This is a genomic window from Bradyrhizobium guangzhouense, assembly GCF_004114955.1.
Classification (GTDB): Bacteria; Pseudomonadota; Alphaproteobacteria; order Rhizobiales; family Xanthobacteraceae; genus Bradyrhizobium; species Bradyrhizobium guangzhouense.
The window spans coordinates 1,454,783-1,478,726 of the sequence record NZ_CP030053.1 but is presented as its reverse complement, the minus strand read 5'-3'; the positions used below and the strand labels follow the sequence as shown (position 1 = coordinate 1,478,726).

The following is a 23,944-nucleotide window of genomic DNA, read 5'->3' as shown; positions in this document are numbered from 1 at the left end:
ACTTACGGGCCTCCGTAGAAGCCCGGACGCTGCCGGGAAAAAGGCAAATAATCGCTGGAGCAACAACCGGGAATTGTACGCACTCACGGCGATTTCGCGTAAAAGACGCAAAGGCCCGCCCAGAAGGTGCGGGTGGCAACAAGAACCGACAAACAAAATCGGGAGCAGAAAATGCCGAAATACAGGGTGGTGACGCCGAAGGGCGCGAGCTTCACGGTCGCCGGCAGCGACTATTCATACGAGCGCGAGGCGCTCGATCCGATCGATGCCGAGATCGTCGAGGCGCCGGCCAACGAGGCCGAGTTCATCGCCGCCGCGAAGAATGCCGACGCGATCTACGCCAAGGGCATCCCGATCACCAAGACCATCATCGACGGCTTGCAGAACTGCAAGGTCATCACGCTCGGCTCGGTCGGCGTCGACAGCGTCGATGTGAAGGCGGCGACCGCCCGCGGCATTCCCGTCACCAACATTCCCGACACCTTCATCGAGGAAGTCGCCGACCACGCCATGATGCTGCTGCTGTCGGGCTTCCGCCGCCTGGTCGAGCAGGACAAGATGGTGCGCACCGGCCGCTGGGCCGAGGGACGGCCGGCGCTCCTGAAGATTCCACGGCTGATGGGCCAGACGCTCGGCTTCATCTCGTTTGGCCGCGTCGCGCGTGCGGTTGCAAAGCGCGCAGCCCCCTTTGGCCTGCGCATGATGGCCTACGATCCCTTCATCCAGGAAACCTTGATGTGGGACCACGGCGTGATCCCGGCGACGCTGAACGAGGTGCTGTCGCAATCCGACTTCGTCTCGATGCACGCCCCCGCCCGGCCCGAAGTGCATCACATGCTGACCGAGAAGCATTTTCGGCAGATGAAGAAGAGCTCGATCTTCATCAACACGGGACGCGGCGCCACGGTCGACGAGGAAAGCCTGATCAAGGCGCTGCAGGAGGGCTGGATCGCCCACGCCGCCCTCGACGTGCTGGAGAAGGAACCGCCGTCGCACAACAACCCGATCCTGAGCATGGAGAATGTGACCCTGACCGCCCATGTCGCCTCCGCCTCGGCACGGTTCGACGAGGCGCGCAAGCGCCGGGTGGGCTACGAATTGTCACTGGTGCTTCAGGGCATGTGGCCGGTAAGCTGTGTCAATCCGTCGGTGCTGCAAGACACCGCGCTCCGCCGCTGGCAACCCGTCGGCATGGACCGCGGCCCGAACAGCTAAGGCGGCCGGCGCAACACCGCGCCGAAAGACCGAAACGGCCCTTCACCGGCGACCAACGCCGGGAAGGGAGACATCATAGGGAGGAACCGATGAGGAACGACATCACGCGTCGTGATGCCTTGGCGCTGGGCCTGTCTGCTGCAACGGTCGCTGCCACTGGTGTTGCAGCGCACGCTCAATCCGCGATCAAGGCCGCGGACGTCCCCGCTCCGAAACTGCCGATCGAAAAGGGCGCGAGCCTGCGCATGCTGCGCCCGGTGCGCTTCGTCCAGGCCGACGAGGACGTGTTCCGCGCCAATGCGGCTAAATTCACCAAGGAGACCGGCGTCGAGGTCAAGGTCGATTTCGTCGGCTGGGAGGACATCAACCAACAGACCGCGGTCACAGCCAATTCCGGCGCCGGCCCCGACATCATCATCGGCTTCTCCGATGCACCGCACATCTATATCGACAAGCTGATCGAGCTGACCGATATCGCCGACTATCTTGGCAAGAAGTATGGCGGCTGGCTGAACCTGGCGAAGGCCTATGGCAAGAAGGCCAAAAGCGATACCTGGATTGGCCTCCCGTTCGGGGCCTCCGGCGGCCCGCTGATCTATCGCAAGTCCGTGCTCAAATCCGTCGGGTTCGACAAGGCACCGGACGACCTTCCTGGATTCCTCGACCTCTGCAAGAAGCTGCAGAAAGCCGGCAAGCCCGCCGGCTTTGCGCTCGGCAATGCCGTGGGCGACGGCAACGGCTTTGCCGACTGGATGATGTGGGCGCACAACGCCGCATTGCTGGACGAAGAAGGCAATGTCACCATCAACAGCAAGGAGACCATCGCGGCACTGAACTACGTGAAGGAGCTCTATCCGACCTTCATCGCGGGCACGACGTCCTGGAACGACGTCAGCAACAACCGCGCGTATTCGGCGCAAGACATCGCACTGACGGCGAACGGCGTCTCGCTGTACTTCTCGCTGAAGAACGATCCGGCGACCGCGGCGATCGCCGAGGATTCCGAACATCAGGCGTTGCCGAAAGGTCTTGCACCGGTCTCGCCGATGTCCGGGCTGACGCTGAACGCCATGGTGTTCAAGCACAGCCCGCATCCAAACGCCGCAAAGGCGTTCCTGCAATACATGATGGAAAAGGACCAGTACGAACCGTGGCTCAACGCCAACAGCGGCTACTGGTCGCAGCCGCTGGCAGCCTATGCCGATGCAGCGGTGTGGAAGGGCGATCCCAAGGTCGCAATCTTCAAGGACACCATGAACAGCAACTACTACGCCGGCTACAAGGGGCCGATTTCGACCGCCACGGGCGCTGTTCGCGCGGACTATGTCACGGTGCAGATGTTCGCCTCGGTCGCAACCGGCGCAGCGACGCCGGAGGCCGCAGCCGCAGAGGCGGAGCAGCGCTGCAAGCGGTACTTCCGGCGGCAGAGGTGACGGCCGAGAGGCCGTCATAGCGAGCGAAGCGAAGCAATCCAGAATCCCTCGGCGGATACAGTCTGGATTGCTTCGCCGCACCAGCGCAAAATTGCTTCGCAATTTTGTCGCAGGCTCCTCGCAATGACGGTGAAGTGACTATCTAGAATAGGACAACGCCCTGATGTCCGTGACCACCCTCTCCTCCCCCGCGCTGGCACAGCGGCAGCCGAACTGGCTGGTGCGCCTGTTCGACTACAAGCCGTTCCTGATCGTGATGTGCCTCGCGCCCGCGATCGGGCTGCTCGCGGTGTTCCTGACCTATCCGCTCGGCCTCGGCATCTGGCTCGCCTTCACCGACACCACGATCGGGCAGAGGGGCATCTTCGTCGGGCTGGATAATTTCCAATATCTGCTCTCCGATCCCCTGTGGTGGAATGCGGTCTTCTACAGCATCGTCTACACGGCGATCGCGACCTTCGGGAAATTCGCGCTCGGCTTCTGGCTCGCACTGCTGCTCAACAACCATTTTCCGTTCAAGAGCCTGTTGCGCGCCATCATCCTGCTGCCCTGGATCGTGCCGACCGTGCTCTCGGCGCTGGCGTTCTGGTGGATCTACGACCCGCAATTCTCGATCATCTCCTATCTGCTGGTCGACGTGCTGCACTGGCGGACGAGCAATGTCGACTTCCTCGGCTCGCCCTGGCCGGCACGCTTCTCGCTGATCGCCGCCAATATCTGGCGCGGCATTCCCTTCGTCGCGATCTCGCTGCTGGCGGGGCTGCAGACCATCTCGCCCTCGCTCTACGAGGCCGCCATGCTGGATGGCGCCAGCGCCTGGCAGCGCTTCCGCTACATCACTTTCCCGATGATGATGCCGATCCTCGCCATCGTCATGACCTTCTCGATCATCTTCACCTTCACCGACTTCCAGCTGGTCTACGCCATCACCCGCGGCGGCCCCGTCAACTCGACGCATCTGCTCGCCACGCTGGCCTTCCAGCGCGGCATCGCCGGCGGCGAGCTCGGCGAAGGCGCGGCGATCGCGGTGTCGATGATCCCGTTCCTGGTGTTCGCGACGCTGTTCTCCTATTTCGGCCTGGCGCGCCGCAAATGGCAGCAGGGAGAGGCCAATGACTGACGCCGTCGCCCCAGCCTCCTCCGTCACTGATGCGAAAGCAGCCCCCGAGACCATGGCTTGGGATTCCGGGCTGCGCCGGCTGATGATGATCTATCTGCCGCTCGGCTGCTTCGTGCTGATCCTGCTGTTCCCGTTCTACTGGATGGCGATCACCTCGTTCAAGCCGAACGCGGAGCTGATGAACTACCGGGAGCACAACCCGTTCTGGATCACCTCGCCGACGCTGGCGCACATCAAGCACCTGTTGTTCGACACCGCCTATCCGCGCTGGCTGTGGACCACGATGATGGTCGCGATCGGGGCGACCACGCTGTCGCTGGTCGCGAGCACGCTTGCAGCCTACGCGATCGAACGCCTGCGCTTCCGCGGCAGTCCCTATGTCGGCCTCGGCATTTACCTCGCCTATCTCGTGCCGCCGTCGATCCTGTTCATTCCGCTCGCAACAGTGGTGGTGCAGTTCGGCCTGTTCGATTCCCCGCTCGCGCTGATCCTGGTCTATCCGACCTTCCTGGTGCCGTTCTGCACCTGGCTGCTGATCGGCTATTTCAAGTCGATCCCCTATGAGCTCGAGGAATGCGCGCTGGTCGACGGCGCCACGCGGCTGCAGATCCTGCGGCGGATCACGCTGCCGCTCGCCGTGCCCGGCCTGATCTCGGCCGGCATCTTCTCCTTCACGCTGTCCTGGAACGAGTTCATTTATGCACTCGCTTTCATCCAGAGCGGCGCCAACAAGACCGTGCCGGTCGCGATCCTGACCGAGCTCGTCACCGGCGACGTCTATCAATGGGGCGCGCTGATGGCGGGCTCGCTGCTCGGCTCGCTGCCGGTTGCGATCTTCTACTCGCTGTTCGTGGATTACTACGTATCGTCGCTCACTGGCGCGGTGAAGGAATGACGAGCGGCGTGCGATCGCGTACGACCGTGCAATCCTGATAGACCGCCTGCATCTTTCGTCGCACCTTGCCGCACACACGGCGGGGTCGATCCTTGGCACCGTCGATCGCCGCGCAAGAAAGCGAGCATCGCATGGGATCGCCAAAGCTCCATCCAATGTCCCGACGCGGCTTTTGCCTGTGTTGCATCAGTAGCGCCGCCGTCGCGGCAACCGGGGGATGGCTCAGCCCGCGGCAGGCCTACGCCGAAGCGCGCGGCCTGGTCAGCCTGATCAAGGACAGCGCGGCGACATCACCGATCAAAACCTACAAGCTGCGCAACAACATCAGCGTGCTCGAGGGATCCGGCGGCAACGTCGCCGTCCTCACAGGATCTGACGGCAAGCTTCTGGTCGACGCCGGCATCGGCGTCTCTCAACCTCAGCTTAGCAAGGCGTTGACCGAGCTCGGCAACGAACCGATCGCCCAACTGATCAACACGCACTGGCACTTCGACCATGCCGACGGCAATGAATGGCTGCAGAAGGCAGGCGCGAAAATCATCGCGCACGAAAATACCCGCAAGCACCTGTCCGTCGTCCAGCGCGTCGAGGATTGGGACTACAATTTCCTCGCCCTGCCCGCGAACGCCGTTCCGGCCGAGGTTTTCTCCGGAGATCATCACCTCAAGGTCAACGGCGCCTCCATCACCCTAAAATATTACGGACCCGCGCACACTGACGGCGATATCTCCGTGATGTTCACCGAGGCCAATGTCCTTCACGCCGGCGACACCTACTGGAACGACATCTATCCATTCATCGACTATTCGACCGGCGGCAGCATCAACGGCATGATCGCGGCGTCCGATGCCAATCTCGCCATGGCCAACAACGACACCATCATCATCCCCGGTCACGGCAAGCCCGTCAGCAACAAGGCCGAGCTGCAGGACTTCCGCGACATGCTGGTCGCTGTCAGGGACAATGTCGGCAATCTCAAGAAACAGGGAAAGACGCGCGAGGAGACGCTGGCCGCCAAGCCGACCGCCGCGTTCGACGCGAGATGGGGCCAGTTCCTCGTCGACCCCGGCTACTTCACCCGACTGGTCTATGAGGGCGTGTGAGACCCGGCGCGCGGCTGCGCGCCTGGGAAGGCCCTCTGTGCGGGAGTGGGAGTAGACCGCCGCAATTGCCTGCAAACTAGCCGGACGGCACGATCACCATGCTCTTGTCCTTCGGCCAGCGGACGCGCCAGGCGAAATTGATATCCTTGATCTCGCCGGGCTTGGCGTCGAACGACCATTCCAGCACGCCGCGCTTGTCCCGGATGTCTTTTGACGTGGGCGGCGTGGTCGCGGGCAGCATCTCGACCACGATCTCGTCATTCTCGCTGACCGGCAGCTGGTCCTCGATCGCGACGTGGATCGGGAAGTCGTGGCCGTTGCGGACAGTGGTCTTGAAGGCGCGCTCGTCGGTCTTGGACGTCGTCACGATCAGGCCGGCCGAGCCCTCATTGCGCTTGAGCACGGCGCGCTCGATCTTGACCTTGTCGTCGGCGCCGAAGCCGAGCCGGACGACGTCGTCCTTGGCTGATGCCGAGAGCTTGCCGCGGCCGACGAAGATGCCGTCACGATAGATCGCGACCTTGCCCGGCAGCAATGTCGTGTCGTCGGTCTGCTTGAAGCTGGCTTCGAGGAAGGCGGTGGGATCGATCACCGGCGCGGCGCGGACCGCCAAATCAGCTGGCACGCTCATCGCGGCGATGCGCAGGCTCTTGGCGCCCTCGGCGGCACCGAGGCTGACGCGGCCGGGGATTTTGAAGGTGGCCTGGAAGTCGCCGATCTCCGCAAGCGCTTGCTGTTCGTCCGCACGTTGGGCCGGCAGATCAAATTGGTCCTTGTCTCGTGCTGCCTCCACTTTTCGCAACATCGGTGCTGCCGAAGGCATTCTCTCCTGCATCTGCATTGCGCCGGCCGCCATCGGCTTCGGCAGCTGCGGATATTGCGCCACCAGCGAGCCCAGCTCCGGCGCGCTGCCGCCGCGGGCGATCCGGACCGTGGAAACGCCGAGCGTAACGTTCGACCAGTCCTCGCCGGTCGATTGCGTGACCTCGGCGCGACGGACCAGCTCGAGCTGCGGCTTGCGATCCTTGGCGGCGGTGTCGAGCCGGGCATCATAGAGCGGCAGCCAGCGCGCATTGCGGACGTTGTAAGTCACGCGCAGCGTGGCCTTTGTCGCGGCGGCCGATGCGACGTCGATGCGGACCTCGAGCTTGCTCGGCGGCTTGGCGGATCGATCGGCCTCGAGCTGCGCGATCTGGCGGTCGATCTCGCGCTGCTTTCGCGTGGCATCGCGGATCGCGGAATCTGCGGCCGCAACTTCCTCCGCCACCGCGGTGAAGGCCGCGCGCCATTCGGTGATCGGGCGCGCCTCGCCTTTCTCGCCGAGGCCGGCAGGAGAGGCTTCGGCAAAGCGCTCCGCGAATTTGCGCCGGGCGGTGGCCGCATCGATCGCGCCTTGCAGATCGGCGCGCTCGTCCTTGAGCGCCTCGATGCGCTTGTCGAGCTCGGGAAGATTGACCGGCGGCGCCGCGCGAGGCGGGCGCGCGTCGATGGTGCCGATGGTGAGCTTTGCGCCCGCCTCACCCTCGACGCGGAGGGAGGAGGGATCAAGCGAGAGCGGAAAATCCTTTGCGACCAGCGTGCTCTCGCCCGGCGCAAGGTCCATCGCGATCACGCGCGTGACGGTCGCGCCATCGGGATAGACGGTGACGGCGTCGATGGCCGATGTAGCGTCCACATCGGCGGCCCATGCGGGCAAAGCGAGTGCCGTGGTCACCAGAACCAGGCTCGTCGTCGCCAGACATCTTGCGGTGATGCGCATCAAACTTCTCCCTGCCGATATCGCCGCGCCGCCAGCCGGACGCGCGAAAACATGCCACGCCATCGTGGTGAGACGCGGCAGGGAAGGAACCGGTTCGATTGGGGTTTCCGTTGGGCGCCGCTGCGGCAGCACCATGGCCGCGGAACGCGTCACCGCGCCGCGGCACAACGTCGATCGAAGAACTAACCGTCAGACCCGGCTGGGCGAACCCTGGCCGAAGATACGACGAAGCAAATCCGTCACGTTCTTGGCGCCGGCCTTCTTCAAAATGCTGGCGCGATAGCCCTCGACCGTGCGCGCACTCAGATGCATGCGGCGGGCGACCTCCTTGTTGGTGAGGCCGGCCGCCAGATGCGCGAGCACGTCGCCTTCCCGCGCGGTCAGGGGCTCGCAACCGGCCAGCCAACGCTGCCGGCTCGTCTCGGGCTGTGCGGATTCGTCGATCGCGGCGTCGATCCGGCCGACGATATCGTGGGTGCGGAACGGCTTCTCGATGAAGTCGGCAGCTCCGCTCTTTATGGCATCGACCGCCATGGCGATGCTGCCATTGGCCGAGGTCACCAACACCGGCGCCATGCAGTTCTCCTCGCGCAGACGCTTGAGCACGACGAGCGCGGAACGGTCAGGCGGCATCTCGAGCAGTACGCAGGCCGGCATCCGCTCCTTGGCTTCCGACAGCAGCGATGCGCCGTCGGCGAAGCAAATCACATCATAGGCGCTCTGTTGAAGCGCGTTGGACAATTGTTCGCGAGAGGCGGCGTCGGTTTCAATGACGAATACCTCACCCTTGGAAAGCATGTTCCCCGGCATAATCCCGATCCAGCAATGTCTTGGTCAAAATGATATGCGACGGCCGGGGGCCTCATCGCGCCCCGCCGTCATCGGCACGGCATTCGCGCCCGTGCTTCGCTTTCCCCTATGTATGTTCCAACGGGTTCCGGGATTTGACGGATCGGGACAGATACTTTACATTTCGGGACATCTGCGGGAATAGCTGACAGGAACGGGTCGCATGACCGACCTCATTCGCAGCGCAGGCTTGAGCTGTTACCCGGAGGTCGCCCGGTCGGTCGGGCTCGATCCCCGTCAGATGATGCGCAAGGTCAGGCTGCCGCTGGCCATCCTGGACAAGCCCGATACACCCATTGCGGTCCCTGCCCTGCGTCGCCTGCTTGAGATATCGGCAGCGGAGTCCGGTGCCGAAGATTTCGGCCTACGGCTTGCCGAGCGCGGCGGCCTCACCAATTTCGGCGCGGTCGGCCTGATCGTGCGCGAACAGGCAACCGTCGGCGAAGCGATCGAGGCTTTCTCCCGCTTCATTCATGTCCATCACGACGGCATGAAGCTCGAGATCGTCAGAGACAGGCAGACCGTCACCATCATCTTGCATCTGCGCGGCCGGCAACCAACCGCGCCGCGCCAGTCGATCGACATGGCACTCGGCAGCGTCCACCGTATCATCCAGTCGCTGTTCGGCAGCGACTGGCGGCCGCAGGAGGTGCATCTGCACTACCCACCGCCGCACGACCCCAAGCGCTACCGCGACTTCTTCGGCTGCCGCGTGAGTTTCAACGCGGAGGAGGACGCGGTTCTGATGTCGGCGCACGACATGGAGCGCCGGATTCCGAGCGCGCACCCCTTGATCGCGAGCTATCTGCGCAAGCGGATCGAGGCGATCGAGAACCGGCCCGCAGGCTGGGAGGAGAAGGTCGACGAGGTCGTGCGCAGCCTGCTTGCGAGCGGCGACTGCACGGTCGAGCGCGTCGCCGAGTATCTGGCCTGCACCCGCCGCACCATCCACCGTCACCTCGCCGCATCAGGCACCAGCTTCTCGGCGATCCTCGATGCGCAACGCGCCGATCTCGTGATTCAACTGATCGAGGATCCCGGCCGGCCGCTGGCGGATATCGCCACGCAGCTCGGCTTCTCCGCGCAAAGCGCCATGGCCCGCTGGTTCCGCAACCACTTCGGCTGCACCATCACGGAGTGGCGCAGAGGCGTGCGGCCGCTGCCAAAAGCGGCCGCTGACGCCCCATCGGCTTCAGCGGCCTAGATTTCAGCGTGCCGGGGCGGCCGCGCCCATGATGGCGAGTGCGCGCCGAGGATTGCCTGTCAGCAACGGGCCGAACGCGATGGCAAAGCCGAGGAAGGCGACGATCCAGCCGCAGGCAGCGATGTGCAGCAACGCATCGCCATGCGCAGGGAGCACAACGGCAGCAACGCGCGCCAGTGCCGCGACGATGATCGCACCATAAATGACTTGTGTGGCCGGCGACGCCGTCAGCGCCTGCCCGGTATGGCCAAGGCTCGCGCGCGTCATCACCGCGAGCGTCATGATTCCGGCCGCCCCCGCCATCCAGGCATGAATGCCTGCGCTCGGCGGCAGCACGCCGAAGCCAGCCAGGGCGTTCAGGATGAAGCCAAGCGGGACGAAGGCGTATCCGACATGCAGGATCGCAAGCAGCCGCTCGCGCGCGGTGCGATCACCGGCCCAGCGCGCCAGCCGTACCAGATGCAGCGCGCCTGCGAGCGTCATCGCGACACCACTGACAGTGTTCAACGGTGCCACGATCCACGTGATCAGCGCGAGCGCGCTCAATCCGATCACCACGCCGTCAAACCGTCCGAACGGCACCGGCACACGGCCGGGATTGAACTTGACCAGCCAGTTGCGGGTGAAGCTCGGAATGATGCGACCGCCGATCAGCGAGATCAGCAGCACGACCACACTGACGCCGATTCGGATGCTGACATCGGCCGCACCGCTGAAATGCGCTTCGAGATGGAAGGCGACGTTTCCCGACAGCAGCAGCAGCACGAGCGCCGCGACAGGCAGATTGCGCCAATTGCCGCCGGCGACGATCTCGCGCGCTGCAGCCGCAACGACCAGCGCCAGGAAGGCCGCATCGACGGCAAGCGCAAACGCCCAGCCGATCTCGGCAGACAGCACGACCGCCGCACGCCCGGCGAGCCAGACCACCACCAGCACGCCCAGCGGCGTGCCCTGGATCGGCAGCCGCCCGGTCCAGTTCGGGATCGCCGTGAACAGAAACCCGGTAATGACGGCGGGCAGGAAGCCAAAGAGCATCTCATGGACGTGCCAATCCCGCGGCGCGAAGGCGGACGTCACCGACAGTTCGCCATAGAACATGGGCAGCCAGACCAGGATCGACAGCGCCGCCTGAATGGCAGCGAGCAGGAAGAAGGGCCGAAAGCTGTTCGCAAACAGCTGAAAGCCCTGAAAATTACGGGATCGAGCGCCAGCCATGGGACAACTCCAGCAGATTCAGACCATTGGTTGGAAAAATACTGCTGCGTAGCCGGCGCGTTTTGCGCTATCGCAAACTGCCTGATGATTGCAGGTGCCATCACACTCCCTGATGCCAAGGAGGCAGAATGGCCAAAGTCGACACATCGCTGGTTGCGCATTTGCCGCTGTTCGCCGGTGTCAAGCCGGATGATCTCGACGAGATTCTGCGCGAGGCCCGCTCCGCGCGCTACCCCAGGAACACCGCCATATTCGAGCAGGGCGCAGACGCACAGTCGTTCTTCCTGCTGCTGCACGGCCATGTCCGCGCGGCCAAGACCACGCCGACCGGCGAGCAGATCGTGGTGCGCTATGTCGCGCCCGGCGAGACGTTTGGGCTGGCGATGGCGATCGGAGCCGCGCACTATCCGGCAACCGCGCTCGCGGTCGACGATAGCGTCGTCCTGATCTGGCCCACGTCGGCATGGCCGCGCCTGGTCGAGCGGTTCCCCGCGCTTGCTGCCAACACGATGCAGACCGTCGGCAAGCGGCTGCAGGAGAGCCACACCCGTATCCTGGAAATGTCGACCCAGCAGGTCGAGCAGCGCGTCGCGCATGCGCTGCTGCGGCTCGCCAATCAATCTGGCAAGAAGCTCGACCACGGTATCGAGATCGACTTCCCGATCAGCCGCCAGGACATTGCACAGATGACCGGCACCACGCTGCACACGGTCAGCCGCATCCTCAGCGGCTGGGAGAGCCAGGGTCTCGTCGAGAGCGGCCGGCAACGCATCATCCTGCGCGAACCGCACAAGATCGTCGTGCTGGCGGAGCGGAGCCCGGACAGCGGCGCCGCTTGACAATTGGAGTGAGGACGCTTCCGCTTACGGCGCAAGCGCTCCCTCACCCCGACATCCGCGCGCCCGGCGCAGATTACGACCTGCTTCACGCCGGCACACGATCGCTCAGCGCGGCCAGGAATTTGTCGCGGTCAATGCCATGCTCGCGGCAAGCGTCGTCCACGGTGTGGAAGGTCGCGATCGGACAGCCGACACAGGCCATCCTGAAGGCGAGGAACACACGGATTGTGTGCGGCGCGTTGCGCATGATGTCATCGACCAGATCGTCGGATCCGAAGGGCATGGACAACTCCGTTCCGAACTGACGATAGCGGGGTTGGCCGGAGGTTCTTTGTTGAAGCGCAAGCTGTCGCTCGTTCCTCAACTCGTCATTCCGGGGCGCGCCACTTGGCGCGAGCCCGGAATCCATCGTGCGGCCGATGACGTGGAGCGATGGATTCGGGGTTCGTGTTTCGCACGCCCCGGAATGACGGAGAGAGGCTACACCGCCCGGCTGTGCAGCTGCTTGCCCGGATCCAGATGCGCATCGAATGCGGCGGCGACGCTGCGGACCAGGAAGCGTGAGTCGTTCGCGACCGCGAGACGATCGCCGTCCAATCTCACCACACCGTCCGAGATCAGCGATTTCAGCCGCGACGCCGATTGCAGCATCGCCCCCGGCTCGGCGCCATGGCGTGCGCAGATGTCCGCGAGATCGGCGCCGAACTCGCACATGATCCGTTCGATGATGTCAGCGCGCAGCCGGTCGTCTTCCGTGAGTCCATAGCCCTTTGTGGTGGCGAGGCGGCCGCTGGCGATGCTCTGCTGATAGGCGCCGACCTGCACCTCGTTCTGGACGTAGCCCTGTGGCAGATGTCCGATTGCGCTGGCGCCGAAGCCGAGCAGGACCTCGCCCTTGTCGGTGGTGTAGCCCTGGAAATTGCGCCGCAGCGTTCCCTTCTCGCAGGCCACGGCCATGGCATCATCGGGTCTGGCGAAATGATCGAGGCCGATCTGCACATAGCCGGCCTCCTTCAGCGCGTTGGCGATGGCGCAGGCCTGGTCGTGCCGTGTAAGACCGTCCGGCAAATGGGCTTCGCTGATCATGCGCTGGTGCTTCTTGAAGCCAGGCACATGCGCGTAGCCGAACACCGAGAAGCGGTCGGGCGCGAGCTCGAGCGAGCGACGCACCGTATCCAGGCAGGATGCGATCGTCTGGTGCGGCAAGCCGTAGATCAGATCGAAGTTGATTCCTCCGATACCTGCCTGCCGCAGCATGCCGACGACGGAGGCGGTCTGCTCGCGGCTCTGCACACGATTGATGGCGCGCTGAACGACGGGATCGAAACTCTGCACGCCAAGGCTGGCGCGGTTGACGCCGGACAGCCGCATGGCCTCGACCATCTCGCCGGTCAGGGTGCGCGGATCGATCTCGACCGCGATCTCGGCCGAGGGCAGCACGACAAAGGCATGACGCATCGCGGCCATCAGCTCGGCAAAGGCCTCCGGCGCCATGATCGTCGGCGTACCACCGCCAAAATGAATGTGCTCGACCTTGATGCGGCGACCGATGGTGTCAGCGACGAGTGCGATCTCGCTGAGGAGAGCCCGCTGATAGGCCGCGACAAGCTCATCGCGGCGGACGATCTGGGTATGGCAGCCGCAATACCAGCACATCTCCCGGCAGAACGGCACGTGCAGATAGAGCGATGCGCTCGCGCCCGAGGGAAGCTCGGACAGCCAGCGTGAGTAGGTGCCGGCACCGATCTCCGGCGAGAAATGCGGCGCGGTCGGATAGCTCGTGTAGCGCGGCAATCTCTCTTCGCCATAGCTCGCCGCGAGGTCGGTCCTCATGTCTTACCCATTCGTAAATCAGTGCTGCACGCGGGCGCAGCAGCCCGGATGGCACAAGATGACCCGTTTTCCGCCAGACCACCTTGCGCTCGCTCAAAGTCGTGGCGCCGGATCGCACATCGGGACACCTCTGTCGGTGCAGCTCTTAAGGGATTCACCGGAGCCGAATCCGGCAAAAGCTTGTCGCAGCGCAAACACGCTTGCCGCAACAGGCGCACACTGCATTCGTCATCAAACGCTTTTCAGATGAAGGATGCTTTCGATGTTTACCCGCAGAGCCGCATTGATCAGCGCCGCCGCGACCGCCCTGATGCTGGCAGCACCCGCTTTCGCCGCCAACGATCTCAACCTGCCGCGGCAGAAGGTAGAGCTGGTTGCGCCGCCCTTCGTGCATGCGCACGAGCAGGCGACCAAGCAGGGCCCCAAGATCATGGAGTTCACGCTTACCATCCAGGAGAAGAAGGTCGTCATCGACGAGAAGGGCACCACCTTCCAGGCCATGACATTCAACGGCTCGATGCCGGGCCCGCTGATGGTCGTGCATGAGGGCGACTATGTCGAAGTGACGTTGGTCAATCCCGCGACCAACTCCATGCCGCACAATATCGACTTCCACTCCGCCACCGGCGCACTCGGCGGCGCCGCGCTCACCTTGATCAATCCCGGCGAGCAGGTCGTATTGCGCTGGAAGGCCACGCGGACCGGCGTGTTCGTGTATCACTGCGCACCGGGCGGCCCGATGATTCCCTGGCACGTCGTCTCCGGCATGAACGGTGCCGTGATGGTGCTGCCGCGCGACGGACTGAGCGACGGCAAGGGCCACGCGCTGAAATACGACAAGGTCTATTATATCGGCGAGCAGGACCTGTACGTGCCGCGCGACGAGAAGGGCAATTTCAAATCCTACGACTCGCCGGGTGAAGCCTTCACCGACACGGAAGAAGTAATGAAGAAGCTCATCCCGTCCCACGTCGTGTTCAACGGCAAGGTCGGCGCCCTCACCGGCAAGAACGCCCTGACGGCGAATGTCGGCGAGAACGTCCTGATCGTGCATTCGCAGGCCAACCGCGACAGCCGTCCGCACCTGATCGGCGGCCATGGCGATTATGTCTGGGAGACCGGAAAATTCTCCAATCCGCCCGAGACCGGGCTCGAGACCTGGTTCATCCGCGGGGGCTCGGCGGGAGCTGCGATGTACAAGTTCCTGCAACCCGGCATCTACGCCTATGTCACACATAATCTGATCGAAGCCGCCGACCTCGGCGCCACCGCGCACTTCAAGGTCGAGGGCAAGTGGAACGACGATCTGATGACCCAGGTGAAGGCGCCTGCCGAAATCCCGGCCGCCAGCACCAACTAAATGCGACAAGGGGCCGGCCATCACCGGCCCCTTCTTGCTTCGGGGGACGACCATGCTGATTGCATTCAAGGTCAAATTGCTGCTCGCCTGCGCTGCGGGCTTCGCGGGACCCTTGGCCGTTGCGCCACTCGTTTCCGAGATGACAACGTCCAACGCGCAGGGCGAGCCCGCGATCGTCGAGATCGCCGCGGGCAGCTTCGCCTATCGCGAGGCCGGCGATTTCACCCGCGGCGGGCAGCAGGCCGAGGCGCCGCTGCACACGTTGCAATTCACGAAGCCGCTCCACGTCATGCGCGAGCAAGTCTCATCCGCCGACTACCAGCTTTGCGTGCGAGACGGCGAATGCCGCGCGCTTGATCGCGGCGTCGCGATTGCGCCAGACCGCCCTGCGGTGCAGGTGAGCTGGTACGACGCACAGGCCTATGCGAGCTGGCTATCGCGCAAGACCGGCCATAATTACCGCCTGCCGAGCGACGCCGAATGGGCCTTTGCGGCGGGCTCCCGGTTCAGGGACGACGGCGTGCCCGCGGATGCGGACAATCCTGCAAGGCGCTGGATCAGCCGCTACGAGCGCGAATCCGAACGCGACCTTTCCGACACCACGGCCTATCCGTTCGGCAAGTTCGGCCTCAACGAGCGTGGCGTGTCCGATGTCGCAGGCAATGTCTGGGAGTGGACCTCGACCTGCTTCGTGCGCTCGCGCGTCGATGCATCAGGAAACGCAGGCCGCCCGACGGTGAATTGCGGGGTACGCGTCGCCGAAGGCGCGCACCGCGCCTACGTCACCGACTTCATCCGCGACGCCCGCGCCGGCGGCTGCGCACAGGGCGTGCCGCCCGCCAATCTCGGTTTTCGTCTGGTCCGCGAGGACCGGTCATGGGTGGCGAACGTGTCGGCGCGGCTGGGAAAAGTGTGGGCGAGGTCGTAGCAGAGCAACACCGCTGTCATTGCCCGCGAAGGCGGGCGATCCAGTATTCCAGAGACGACGTCAATTGAAACGAGAGGCCGCGACTTACTGGATGCCCCGCCCCCGTGCGCAATTGCGCACGAGGCGGGGCATGACAACATCAAGCGCGGTGGGCAAGCACGTTCAAATCGTCCGCGCGAACATGCGAAAGCCCGGCGCTCCGATGATCGCCTCGAAGGCGGGGTCGCGCTTCTCGTCCGCAAAGGCAAAACCGGCCTTGGCATAGGCCCGCTCTGCCGGCTCGTTGCCGATCAGGAACGAGATCGTTGCGCGATTAAATCCAGCGGTCCGCCCCTTCTCGAGCGCTTGCGCGATCAGTGCCTGCACGAGGCCGCGGCCGCGATAGGCCGGGTCGGTCGCGACATGCTCGATCATCCAATCACCCTCGCCGCCTTGAACCCAGCAGTCCCGGACATAGGCACCGCGTCGGCGGATAGCCTCCAGCTCGGACGCGGTCAGCCCGGTCGCGGCGCCCACCTCGGCGATCGCAGCCCACGCCGCCGGACCGGTGCCGGCCGCGGGTAAGGCACAGAGCGCAGCGGCGGGCTTGTCATCGCATTCAGCGATCAGGAAGCTCCGATAATGCCACATCGACACGGCCTGCGCGGTGGCGATGCGCGCTATGAATTCGCGGCACTGCTGTTCCGGCCAGCCGAGGGCAATGTCGAACCAGCCGCGCGGCCGGTAGCCGCGCTGCGATGGCAGGATGGTTCTGGCGATGAAATCGGCGTCGTCGGGACGCGCAGACCGTATCGTCATGCGCGCCCCTTTGTGTCGACCTTACGTGTTCTTCAGCGCGACGCGGAATTCGGCCTCGGTCTTTTCCTTGACCTCGTCGAGCGTGACACCGTCGGCGAGCTCGATCAGGGCCATGCCGCCGTCACCGTGCTTGTCGATGGTGAAGACCGCGAGATCGGTCACGACCATGTCGACGACGCGCTCGCCGGTCAGCGGCAGGTTGCACTTCTTCAGGAGCTTGGCGCCGTCCTTGGCGGAATGCTCCATCACCACGACGACGCGCTTGACGCCGGCGACGAGGTCCATCGCGCCGCCCATGCCCTTGACCATCTTGCCGGGGATCATCCAGTTGGCGAGATCGCCGTTCTGGGCCACCTGCATGGCACCGAGGATCGACAGATCCATGTGGCCGCCGCGAATCATGCCGAAGGAGTCGGCCGACGAGAAATAGCTCGTCGACGGCAGCTCGCTGACGGTCTGCTTGCCGGCGTTGATGAGATCGGCATCTTCCTCGCCCTCAAAGGGGAACGGGCCCATGCCGAGCATGCCGTTCTCGCTCTGCAGGCTGACATCGACGCCATCGGGGATGTAGTTCGAGACCAGCGTCGGGATACCGATGCCGAGATTGACGTAATAGCCGTCACGCAATTCCTTCGCGGCACGCGCAGCCATCTGTTCACGGGTCCAAGCCATCAGATTTCTACTCCTGTTCCGGCCGGGGGTGCGCTCGTCGGACGCGGGCGGGTGTTGCGGAATTCGATGCGCTTCTTGGCCGTGCCGACCTCGACGATGCGCTTCACGAAAATGCCGGGCGTGTGGATGTGATCGGGGTTGAGTTCACCGGCGGGAACCAGGTGCTCGACCTCGGCCACGGTGACCTTGGCGGCGGTCGCCATCATCGGGTTGAAGTTGCGGGCGGTCTTGCGGTAGATCAGGTTGCCGGCGGTGTCGCCCTTCCAGGCGTGCACGATGGCGAGGTCGGCGAACAGGCCGCGCTCCATCAAATACTTCTCGCCGTCGAACTCCTTCACTTCCTTGCCTTCGGCGATCAGCGTGCCGACGCCGGTCTTGGTGTAGAAGGCCGGGATGCCGGCGCCGCCGGCGCGGATGCGCTCGGCCAGCGTGCCCTGCGGGTTGAATTCGAGTTCCAGCTCGCCGGCGAGGAATTGCTGGGCGAACAGCTTGTTCTCGCCGACATAGGACGAGATCATCTTCTTGATCTGGCGGGTTTCCAGCAGGCGCGAGAGACCGATGCCGTCGACGCCGGCATTGTTCGAGACGACCGTCAGACCCTTGACGCCGGAGTCGCGGATCGCGTCCGACAGCGACTCGGCGATGCCGCAGAGGCCGAAGCCACCGGACATGATCATCATGTTGTCCTTGAGAACGCCCTCGAGCGCCGACTTGGCGTCGGGATAGACCTTGTTCATGCAAAAACCCTCGACTGAAACCTGAGAGGCGTCGCGCCCTTATTGGCGGCGATTATTAGGCGAAATCGTCCGAAGCCGTCAATGATACGGGGTTCTCCGTTCCGAGGGGCGGTGCTAGAAGCTGCCCACACCGTGGGCAGTACCGTCCGCGGCCTTGAAAGCGACAAGAAAACCCATCAAGTTGCGGCACTTAACATAACAAGACTCGGGCAGGATCTTGGGCGCAGGGCGCGCAGGTTTCCCGGCCCGCCTTTCCGGCTCAAACGACCAACCCGATCAGGACATGCCATTGACCATGGCCCAAGGAATGAAGCGCCTCGGGACGCCGATTGCGGCGCTGCTCGGCGTGGCGCTGATCGCCCTGATCGCGACCTCCTGGCTCATCAACCGCGACGCGCTGCGCAAGGCGGTCGAAGCGCAGATCCGCGACGTCACCGGGCTCGAGCTCAGCGTCGACGGCAACATCGACATTTCCGTGCTGCCGGCGAGCTACATCTCGTTCCATGACGTCGGCCTCAAGGGCGGCGGCACCGCCGACCCCGCGCTCCATGTCGACGTGCTCACCGCCAACCTCCGGCTGCTGCCGCTGCTGCTGCAGCGGTTCGAGATCGCCGACCTGACGCTGCTGCGGCCGCATATCCATGTCAGCCTGAAGCCGGACGGCGAGAGCAACTGGACACCGTTCATCCAGACCATTGCGCGGACGATGAAGCCCGGCGCCGACAACCAGGTCTCGTTCTCCGAGATCAGGATCCAGGACGGCGTGCTCGACTATCTGGATGCCGCCACGAACGCCACCGAGAAGCTCGAGGACATCGACCTGTCGCTGGCCTGGCCCTCGATCTCGCGCTCCTTCGCCGCAACCGGCCAATTCGACTGGCGCGGCGAACGCGTCGACGGCTCGATCAGCTTTGCCGATTTCGTCGCGGCGCTCTCGGGCGAGCGCTCCGGCCTGAAGGCGCGTATCGCCAGCGCGCCGCTCAAGCTCGCCTTTGACGGCAGCGTCGCCAACCGCACCAGCCCGATGATGGAGGGAACGCTCACCATCGACAGCCCGTCCCTGCGCAACGCGTTGCGCTGGACCGGCCAGCCGCAGCCCGGCAGCGGCGGCTTCGGCCGCTTCGCGCTGAAGGCCCGCGCCAACGTCGTCGGCGCCTCGATCGCGCTGACCAATGTCAATGTCGAGCTCGACGGCAACACCGCCGAAGGCGTCATGACCTATGCCAACAATGGCCGGCAGACTCTGCAGGCAACGCTCGCCGCCGACGCGCTCGACTTCACGCCTTATATCTCCACCTTCCGCCTGCTCGCGAGCGGCGCGCGCGACTGGAACAGGCAGTTGTTCGATCTCAACGGTTTGTCGAGCACCGACCTCGACATGCGCCTGTCGGCCGCCAAGCTGACGGTCGGCCCGACCAAGCTCGGCCGCACCGCGATCGGCGCCAATTTGCGTAACGGCACGCTGGCGCTCTCGGTCGGCGAAGCCCAGGTTTATGGCGGCATCGCCAAGGGCTCGTTCGGCATCTCGCGCGCCGACACGGTCGCCGACATCAAGGCACAATTCCAGTTCACCGACGTCGACCTTCAGGCCTGCGCCACCGAACTGTTCGGCCTCAACAAGCTGTCCGGCCGCGGCAACGTCAACGTGTCCCTCGTCGCCTCCGGCTCGAGCCCGTTCGGCCTCGTGCAATCGCTCGACGGCACCGCCACCGTGACCGGGCATGACGGCGCCATCTCCGGCTTCAATGCGGAGCAGCTCCTGAAGCGGCTCGAGCGGCGGCCGCTGTCCGGCGGCGGCAATTTCCGCAGCGGCACGACGCCTTACGACAAGCTCACCATCGCGGTGAAATTCGCCGACGGGATCGCCACCGCCGAGGACATCCGCATCGAGGGACCGGCCGCAAAGATCACGCTGACCGGCACCGCCTCGGTGCCGACGCGCGAATACGACATGAAGGGTGTGGCGAGCCTGAACACGACGTCCGGCTTTCAACTGCCCTTCATGGTGCAGGGCCCCTGGGACGATCCGCTGATTTTCCCCGACCCCGAGGCCCTGATCCGCCAGTCGCCGGCGGCATCTCCGTTCCTCGACCTCCTGAAGCAACGCATCACCGGCGGCAAGCGGCCGACGCCGGAGGGATCGCCGACGGCGGAGAACGCCAAAGAGGGCGCGAAGTCCAACTAAAGCACGAGGCCGGAGCCGCCACCGGTTTGATCCCAACGCGCCGTCAAGCGGCCGATTGCGTGGTCGCGATCCAGCTCTTGTCCTCACGTACCGATGTTGCTCGGGTTCTCGCTTCGACGGGGGTACCGCTTTGCCCGAGTTCGCGGGCCAGCACCTCGCGGTCACAGGCGTTCTCCCACAGCGAGACGGTGATAGCCGCGACACAGTTGCTGATCATGCTGGTCAGCGCCCTCGCCTCCGACATGAAGCGATCGATGCCGACGAGGAGCGCCACGCCCGTCACGGGCAGATCCGGCATCACGGTGAGAGTTGCGACCAGCGCGACGAAGCCGCTCCCGGTGACGCCGGCCGCCCCTTTGGACGTCAGCAGCATCAATCCGAGCATCGCCGCAATCTGTCCCCAAGACAAATGAATGTCGCAAGCCTGGGCGATGAAGATGGACGCCAGGGTGAGATAAATGGCGCTGCCGTCCAGATTGAACGAGTAGCCCATCGGCAAGACGAGCCCCGATACGCCTTTTTGGCATCCGAGCAGTTCCAGCTTGCGCAGCGCGCCGGGCAGCGCCGGCTCTGAAGAGGATGTGCCGAGCACGATCAGCAGTTCTTCCTTGAAGTAGCGGATCGTCTTCCACAGGCTGAAGCCGTTCAACCGGGCCAACGTCCCGAGCACGACGACCACGAAGACGGAGCAGGCGATATAGAATGTCAGGATCAGCAGCCCGAGCGAGCCAATGGAACGGATGCCGTAGCGTCCCACCGTGAACGCCATGGCGCCAAAAGCGCCGAGCGGAGCAAGCTTCATGATGAAGCCGAAGGAGACAAATAGAACCTGCGAGAACGATTCAATCGCCTTCGTCACGACGGCACCGCCATCGCCGGCACGGCTCAGGCCGAAGGCGATCAGGATTGAGACCAGCAGGACCGGCAGCACCTCGCCATCGGCGAACGCTCCGAAGAACGAATGCGGGATGATGTGCAGCATGAAATCGGCAAATCCGGTGGCGGTTGCCTGCTTGGTGAATTTCGCAGCCACCGACGGATCCAGCGTGTTGACGGACACATGCATGCCGACACCCGGCTGGATAAGCAATACGGCAACCAGCCCCGCCAGCAGCGCGAGCGCGGTCAGCATGTAGAACAGCGCCATGGATTTCACCAGCGTACGCCCGACCTCGCGGGTATCACTGATGCTGTTGATGCCGCTCACGATGGTGCAGAACACGATCGGCGCGATCATCATCTTGACCAGCTTGACGAAGCCGTCTCCAAAGGGCTTCAGCGCGGCACCGAATTCGGGCCAGAGATGGCCCGTGAGCACGCCCAGCGTCAGGCCGATCAGCACCTGGACGTAGAGAATCCGGTAGAATGGCTTTCGCGGCTCGGCGTTCGCGGACTCAGCCCGCGCTTGCATCTGCATTCTCGCTTCTCCCTTGGTCTGATTCTTGAATTTTCTAAGAGCAGTCTGGTGTTAGGCCGCCAGAACCGCATGAGGTACGTGCGACCGGCGGGCGAAGACATGGCCCTCGAATATTCGCCGGGCTGTCCGCTGCACCCGCGCGACCGGACCGGGCTCCAGCCGAACCACGAGTTGGCCGGACGGATGGGCCAGCGTGATCGGCACCGGCGGCGCGAGCGATCCCACCAAGTCTGCGGCGACCGTTCCGGGCGTGACACAGGCCGTCGCGATCGCGACCGCGCCGGTCACCGCCAGCGCGCTATGGCAGTCGTGCGGCATGAAGTACCTGACGTTCAACGTCGCCTCGCTTGCGGGCGCGATCAGGATCGGTTTCGGAATCACCATGTTCGCGGCATCTGGAAAGCCCATCAGGCGGCCAGCCTCGATGCGCAGCGTTTCGAGTCGCGCGCGAAAGCTGTTGTCGGCGAAATCCGAAGGCGCCTCACGCCCGGTCCATCCCAGATCTGCCGCGCGGACCAGCATGACCGGCATCGCCGCGTCGATGCAGCTCACATCGATCCCGTCGATGCGGTCGACCGGTCGGCCAGTCGGCAACAGACGACCCGTGCGTGCGCCGGCCGCGTTGGGAAACGACAGTTCAATGGGCGCCGACGTTCCCGGAACGCCGTCGATCCGCGCCTCGCCCTCGTAAGTCACCTGCCCGCCGGGGGTGGCAATCGTGGCATCGATCAGCTTACCGGTGTTGACATTGTGAATGCGCACGTGGGTGCGATCCGCGGTTGCGGTGACCAGGCCGGCCTCGATTGCGAACGGCCCCACCGCCGCAAGCATGTTTCCGCAATTCGGCGACGTATCGACGATCCCCTCGCGGACACGGACCTGGGCAAACAAATAGTCGACATCGGCGCCCAGGACTGATGCCGGCCCCACGATGGCGACCTTGTTGATGACGGCATTGCCGCCGCCGATCCCATCGATTCCAAGATCGTGGCCGCCGCCCATCACCGACAACAGGACCGCATCTCGCGCTCTGGGATCGGCCGGGAGATCCCTCGCCAGAAAGAACGGCCCGCGCGAGGTCCCGCCGCGCATGACCACACAGGGGATGGCAATCTGATCGTTCATGAAGCTGTTCCGTTCGACGACGTCTTGACGCGAACGGATCATCTTCCCTTGCAACTCTTCTGTAAAATGCAAATATGTGAAGTATTAATGCGAAAATCGGTATAATTGGAGACAGGCCATGAATGCGGAGCTGCTCGACCTCAAGGCATTCATCACCGTCGCGGAGACGGGAAGCTTCGTGCGGACTGCCAAGGCGTTGAACCTGTCTCAGCCGGCGCTCAGCCGACGCATCCAGAAGCTGGAAGAAAGTCTCGGTGCGCCATTGCTCGAACGCTCGACGCGTCACGTCAATCTCACCATGACCGGCCGCGACTTCCTTCCGAAGGTTCGCCGCCTCATCGACGAGTTCGAGACCTCGGTACTCGCCATCCACGATATCGGCGCGCGAAGTTCGGGACTGGTCTCGGTGGCTGCGGTGCCGACGGCGGTGTTCTACTTCCTGCCACGTGCGATCGGCCGGTTTGCCGAAGCGTATCCGCGCATTCGCATCCGGATCCTGGACATCGGCGCCAACGAGGGATTGGAGGCGGTCGCACGTGGAGAAGCCGACTTCGGCATCAATTTCATTGGCGCCTCGCATGCCGAAATCGAATTTGAGAAGCTCGTCGAGGACCCTTTCGTCCTCGCCTGCCGTCATGACCATCCGCTGGCATCGCGCAAACAAGTGAGCTGGTCGGAGATCGTTTCGCACCGGGTCATCACGGTCGGTCGCAACAGCGGCAATCGCGCGTTGATCGACAATGCGCTGGCGCGACAGGGCCTGCAGCTGAATTGGTCCTATGAAGTCGCTCACCTCTCCGGTTCGCTCGGCCTGGTCGAAGAGGGACTGGGTATCGCCGTGTTGCCGAGGCTCGCGACACCCGCCGCCGGTCATCCGATCATTCGCACCGTTCGGCTGATCGAGCCGGAGGTGTCGCGGACGATCGGAATCGTGCGCAGGCACGGCGCGACGCTGTCACCTCATGCCAACCAATTTCTCAAGATGCTCCTCGAGGCGTGGCGCTCACCTTCCCGGACGAGCGGACAAGACAAGCCCCGCTCCGCCGCGGCAAGCTCGAATTCCGTTTCGATCGGCCCGAAGCAAAAGCGCTGATCACTGGACGCCCGGCGGCCCGAGATCGCTCCCTTCTGGCCGGGGTTTCCTCGACCGAGCCATTCCCTGTCCTCAAACACTCTCGACGTGTGCCTCGGCCGGCCATCGCGTTGCGCTAAGTGTTGATAACGAATACAGGCGGTCGGGTTCTTGCCCCGGCGGCG

Annotated in this window: 21 protein-coding genes; 11 read left to right on the top strand and 10 right to left on the bottom strand. The window is 64.2% G+C overall.

Translation table 11 applies throughout. From position 1 onward, the window contains the following. The first annotated feature begins 171 nt into the window (after nucleotides 1-171). The 5 genes from XH91_RS07190 to XH91_RS07170 all read left to right on the top strand — a co-directional run bounded on the left by XH91_RS07190 (nucleotide 172) and on the right by XH91_RS07170 (nucleotide 5,766). Entirely contained in the window at nucleotides 172-1,215 is a 1,044-nt protein-coding gene (locus XH91_RS07190) for a C-terminal binding protein (RefSeq protein ID WP_128949931.1), read from the top strand. 89 nt (nucleotides 1,216-1,304) lie between these two features. Further along, entirely contained in the window at nucleotides 1,305-2,648 is a 1,344-nt protein-coding gene (locus XH91_RS07185; RefSeq protein ID WP_128949930.1) for an ABC transporter substrate-binding protein, read from the top strand. Between the two features lie 163 nt (nucleotides 2,649-2,811). Further along, nucleotides 2,812-3,768 (top strand): carbohydrate ABC transporter permease, encoded by a 957-nt coding sequence (locus tag XH91_RS07180; protein WP_128949929.1) that lies wholly within the window; start codon nucleotides 2,812-2,814, stop codon nucleotides 3,766-3,768. A 52-nt stretch (nucleotides 3,769-3,820) separates the two neighbouring features. Beyond that, nucleotides 3,821-4,663, top strand: coding sequence for a carbohydrate ABC transporter permease (locus XH91_RS07175; protein WP_245470879.1), 843 nt, complete (start codon nucleotides 3,821-3,823; stop codon nucleotides 4,661-4,663). Between the two features lie 131 nt (nucleotides 4,664-4,794). Continuing rightward, entirely contained in the window at nucleotides 4,795-5,766 is a 972-nt protein-coding gene (locus XH91_RS07170) for an MBL fold metallo-hydrolase (RefSeq protein ID WP_128949927.1), read from the top strand. A 76-nt stretch (nucleotides 5,767-5,842) separates the two neighbouring features. Here XH91_RS07170 and XH91_RS07165 read toward each other — a convergent pair whose 3' ends face one another. Together XH91_RS07165 and XH91_RS07160 are read right to left on the bottom strand one after the other, a co-directional pair. After that, nucleotides 5,843-7,525 carry a mucoidy inhibitor MuiA family protein gene (locus tag XH91_RS07165; protein WP_128949926.1) on the bottom strand — a complete coding sequence of 561 codons (1,683 nt, stop codon included), beginning with the start codon at nucleotides 7,523-7,525 and terminating at the stop codon, nucleotides 5,843-5,845. A gap of 189 nt (nucleotides 7,526-7,714) precedes the next feature. Beyond that, nucleotides 7,715-8,335 carry a response regulator transcription factor gene (locus XH91_RS07160; protein ID WP_128949925.1) on the bottom strand — a complete coding sequence of 207 codons (621 nt, stop codon included), beginning with the start codon at nucleotides 8,333-8,335 and terminating at the stop codon, nucleotides 7,715-7,717. Between the two features lie 202 nt (nucleotides 8,336-8,537). On the opposite strand from XH91_RS07160, the gene XH91_RS07155 reads away from it, so the two are divergent. Next, nucleotides 8,538-9,578: an AraC family transcriptional regulator gene (locus tag XH91_RS07155; protein ID WP_128949924.1), complete on the top strand. Its 1,041-nt coding sequence runs from the start codon at nucleotides 8,538-8,540 to the stop codon at nucleotides 9,576-9,578. Nucleotides 9,579-9,581: 3 nt separating this feature from the next. On the opposite strand, the gene XH91_RS07150 is transcribed toward XH91_RS07155, so the two are convergent. Then, nucleotides 9,582-10,793, bottom strand: coding sequence for an NnrS family protein (locus tag XH91_RS07150; protein WP_128949923.1), 1,212 nt, complete (start codon nucleotides 10,791-10,793; stop codon nucleotides 9,582-9,584). Nucleotides 10,794-10,921: 128 nt separating this feature from the next. On the opposite strand from XH91_RS07150, the gene XH91_RS07145 reads away from it, so the two are divergent. Continuing rightward, nucleotides 10,922-11,632, top strand: coding sequence for a Crp/Fnr family transcriptional regulator (locus XH91_RS07145; RefSeq protein WP_128949922.1), 711 nt, complete (start codon nucleotides 10,922-10,924; stop codon nucleotides 11,630-11,632). Between the two features lie 85 nt (nucleotides 11,633-11,717). Here the strand turns inward: XH91_RS07145 and XH91_RS07140 are convergent, their stop codons facing one another. Beyond that, entirely contained in the window at nucleotides 11,718-11,915 is a 198-nt protein-coding gene (locus tag XH91_RS07140; protein ID WP_128949921.1) for a DUF1858 domain-containing protein, read from the bottom strand. A gap of 197 nt (nucleotides 11,916-12,112) precedes the next feature. Next, nucleotides 12,113-13,465: an oxygen-independent coproporphyrinogen III oxidase gene (gene hemN / locus XH91_RS07135; protein WP_128949920.1), complete on the bottom strand. Its 1,353-nt coding sequence runs from the start codon at nucleotides 13,463-13,465 to the stop codon at nucleotides 12,113-12,115. Between the two features lie 262 nt (nucleotides 13,466-13,727). On the opposite strand from hemN, the gene nirK reads away from it, so the two are divergent. Both nirK and XH91_RS07125 read left to right on the top strand, forming a co-directional pair. After that, nucleotides 13,728-14,825, top strand: coding sequence for a copper-containing nitrite reductase (gene nirK / locus XH91_RS07130; RefSeq protein WP_164933605.1), 1,098 nt, complete (start codon nucleotides 13,728-13,730; stop codon nucleotides 14,823-14,825). Between the two features lie 52 nt (nucleotides 14,826-14,877). After that, entirely contained in the window at nucleotides 14,878-15,753 is an 876-nt protein-coding gene (locus XH91_RS07125; protein ID WP_128949918.1) for an SUMF1/EgtB/PvdO family nonheme iron enzyme, read from the top strand. 162 nt (nucleotides 15,754-15,915) lie between these two features. Here XH91_RS07125 and XH91_RS07120 read toward each other — a convergent pair whose 3' ends face one another. Genes XH91_RS07120 through XH91_RS07110 form a run of 3 tightly spaced genes read right to left on the bottom strand, consistent with a single transcriptional unit; the run spans nucleotide 15,916 to nucleotide 17,960 of the window. Further along, a complete protein-coding gene (locus XH91_RS07120; RefSeq protein WP_128949917.1) occupies nucleotides 15,916-16,551 on the bottom strand; it encodes a GNAT family N-acetyltransferase in 636 nt (211 codons plus the stop codon). Nucleotides 16,552-16,572: 21 nt separating this feature from the next. Then, nucleotides 16,573-17,223, bottom strand: a complete 651-nt coding sequence (locus XH91_RS07115) for a 3-oxoacid CoA-transferase subunit B (protein WP_128949916.1) — start codon at nucleotides 17,221-17,223, stop codon at nucleotides 16,573-16,575. After that, on the bottom strand, nucleotides 17,223-17,960 hold the full coding sequence (locus XH91_RS07110; RefSeq protein WP_128949915.1) for a CoA transferase subunit A: 738 nt from the start codon (nucleotides 17,958-17,960) through the stop codon (nucleotides 17,223-17,225). Before XH91_RS07110 ends, XH91_RS07115 begins: the two co-directional genes overlap by 1 nt. A 295-nt stretch (nucleotides 17,961-18,255) precedes the next feature. Here XH91_RS07110 and XH91_RS07105 point away from each other — a divergent pair, with 295 nt between their 5' ends. Further along, entirely contained in the window at nucleotides 18,256-20,145 is a 1,890-nt protein-coding gene (locus XH91_RS07105; protein WP_164933642.1) for an AsmA family protein, read from the top strand. 43 nt (nucleotides 20,146-20,188) lie between these two features. Here XH91_RS07105 and dctA read toward each other — a convergent pair whose 3' ends face one another. After that, nucleotides 20,189-21,562: a C4-dicarboxylate transporter DctA gene (dctA, locus tag XH91_RS07100; RefSeq protein ID WP_128949913.1), complete on the bottom strand. Its 1,374-nt coding sequence runs from the start codon at nucleotides 21,560-21,562 to the stop codon at nucleotides 20,189-20,191. A 51-nt stretch (nucleotides 21,563-21,613) separates the two neighbouring features. Continuing rightward, nucleotides 21,614-22,687, bottom strand: coding sequence for a 4-oxalomesaconate tautomerase (locus XH91_RS07095; protein WP_128949912.1), 1,074 nt, complete (start codon nucleotides 22,685-22,687; stop codon nucleotides 21,614-21,616). 118 nt (nucleotides 22,688-22,805) lie between these two features. On the opposite strand from XH91_RS07095, the gene XH91_RS07090 reads away from it, so the two are divergent. After that, a complete protein-coding gene (locus tag XH91_RS07090; protein WP_128949911.1) occupies nucleotides 22,806-23,780 on the top strand; it encodes a LysR family transcriptional regulator in 975 nt (324 codons plus the stop codon). Nucleotides 23,781-23,944: the final 164 nt, after the last annotated feature.

What these genes read in the sequence shown, in the direction of transcription:
- XH91_RS07190 (WP_128949931.1), top strand. Translation starts at nt 172, where the DNA reads ATGCCGAAATACAGGGTGGTGACGCCGAAGGGCGCGAGCTTCACGGTC.
- XH91_RS07185 (WP_128949930.1), top strand. Translation starts at nt 1,305, where the DNA reads ATGAGGAACGACATCACGCGTCGTGATGCCTTGGCGCTGGGCCTGTCT.
- XH91_RS07180 (WP_128949929.1), top strand. Translation starts at nt 2,812, where the DNA reads ATGTCCGTGACCACCCTCTCCTCCCCCGCGCTGGCACAGCGGCAGCCG.
- XH91_RS07175 (WP_245470879.1), top strand. Translation starts at nt 3,821, where the DNA reads ATGGCTTGGGATTCCGGGCTGCGCCGGCTGATGATGATCTATCTGCCG.
- XH91_RS07170 (WP_128949927.1), top strand. Translation starts at nt 4,795, where the DNA reads ATGGGATCGCCAAAGCTCCATCCAATGTCCCGACGCGGCTTTTGCCTG.
- XH91_RS07165 (WP_128949926.1), bottom strand. Translation starts at nt 7,525, where the DNA reads ATGCGCATCACCGCAAGATGTCTGGCGACGACGAGCCTGGTTCTGGTG.
- XH91_RS07160 (WP_128949925.1), bottom strand. Translation starts at nt 8,335, where the DNA reads ATGCCGGGGAACATGCTTTCCAAGGGTGAGGTATTCGTCATTGAAACC.
- XH91_RS07155 (WP_128949924.1), top strand. Translation starts at nt 8,538, where the DNA reads ATGACCGACCTCATTCGCAGCGCAGGCTTGAGCTGTTACCCGGAGGTC.
- XH91_RS07150 (WP_128949923.1), bottom strand. Translation starts at nt 10,793, where the DNA reads ATGGCTGGCGCTCGATCCCGTAATTTTCAGGGCTTTCAGCTGTTTGCG.
- XH91_RS07145 (WP_128949922.1), top strand. Translation starts at nt 10,922, where the DNA reads ATGGCCAAAGTCGACACATCGCTGGTTGCGCATTTGCCGCTGTTCGCC.
- XH91_RS07140 (WP_128949921.1), bottom strand. Translation starts at nt 11,915, where the DNA reads ATGCCCTTCGGATCCGACGATCTGGTCGATGACATCATGCGCAACGCG.
- hemN (WP_128949920.1), bottom strand. Translation starts at nt 13,465, where the DNA reads ATGAGGACCGACCTCGCGGCGAGCTATGGCGAAGAGAGATTGCCGCGC.
- nirK (WP_164933605.1), top strand. Translation starts at nt 13,728, where the DNA reads ATGTTTACCCGCAGAGCCGCATTGATCAGCGCCGCCGCGACCGCCCTG.
- XH91_RS07125 (WP_128949918.1), top strand. Translation starts at nt 14,878, where the DNA reads ATGCTGATTGCATTCAAGGTCAAATTGCTGCTCGCCTGCGCTGCGGGC.
- XH91_RS07120 (WP_128949917.1), bottom strand. Translation starts at nt 16,551, where the DNA reads ATGACGATACGGTCTGCGCGTCCCGACGACGCCGATTTCATCGCCAGA.
- XH91_RS07115 (WP_128949916.1), bottom strand. Translation starts at nt 17,223, where the DNA reads ATGGCTTGGACCCGTGAACAGATGGCTGCGCGTGCCGCGAAGGAATTG.
- XH91_RS07110 (WP_128949915.1), bottom strand. Translation starts at nt 17,960, where the DNA reads ATGAACAAGGTCTATCCCGACGCCAAGTCGGCGCTCGAGGGCGTTCTC.
- XH91_RS07105 (WP_164933642.1), top strand. Translation starts at nt 18,256, where the DNA reads ATGGCCCAAGGAATGAAGCGCCTCGGGACGCCGATTGCGGCGCTGCTC.
- dctA (WP_128949913.1), bottom strand. Translation starts at nt 21,562, where the DNA reads ATGCAGATGCAAGCGCGGGCTGAGTCCGCGAACGCCGAGCCGCGAAAG.
- XH91_RS07095 (WP_128949912.1), bottom strand. Translation starts at nt 22,687, where the DNA reads ATGAACGATCAGATTGCCATCCCCTGTGTGGTCATGCGCGGCGGGACC.
- XH91_RS07090 (WP_128949911.1), top strand. Translation starts at nt 22,806, where the DNA reads ATGAATGCGGAGCTGCTCGACCTCAAGGCATTCATCACCGTCGCGGAG.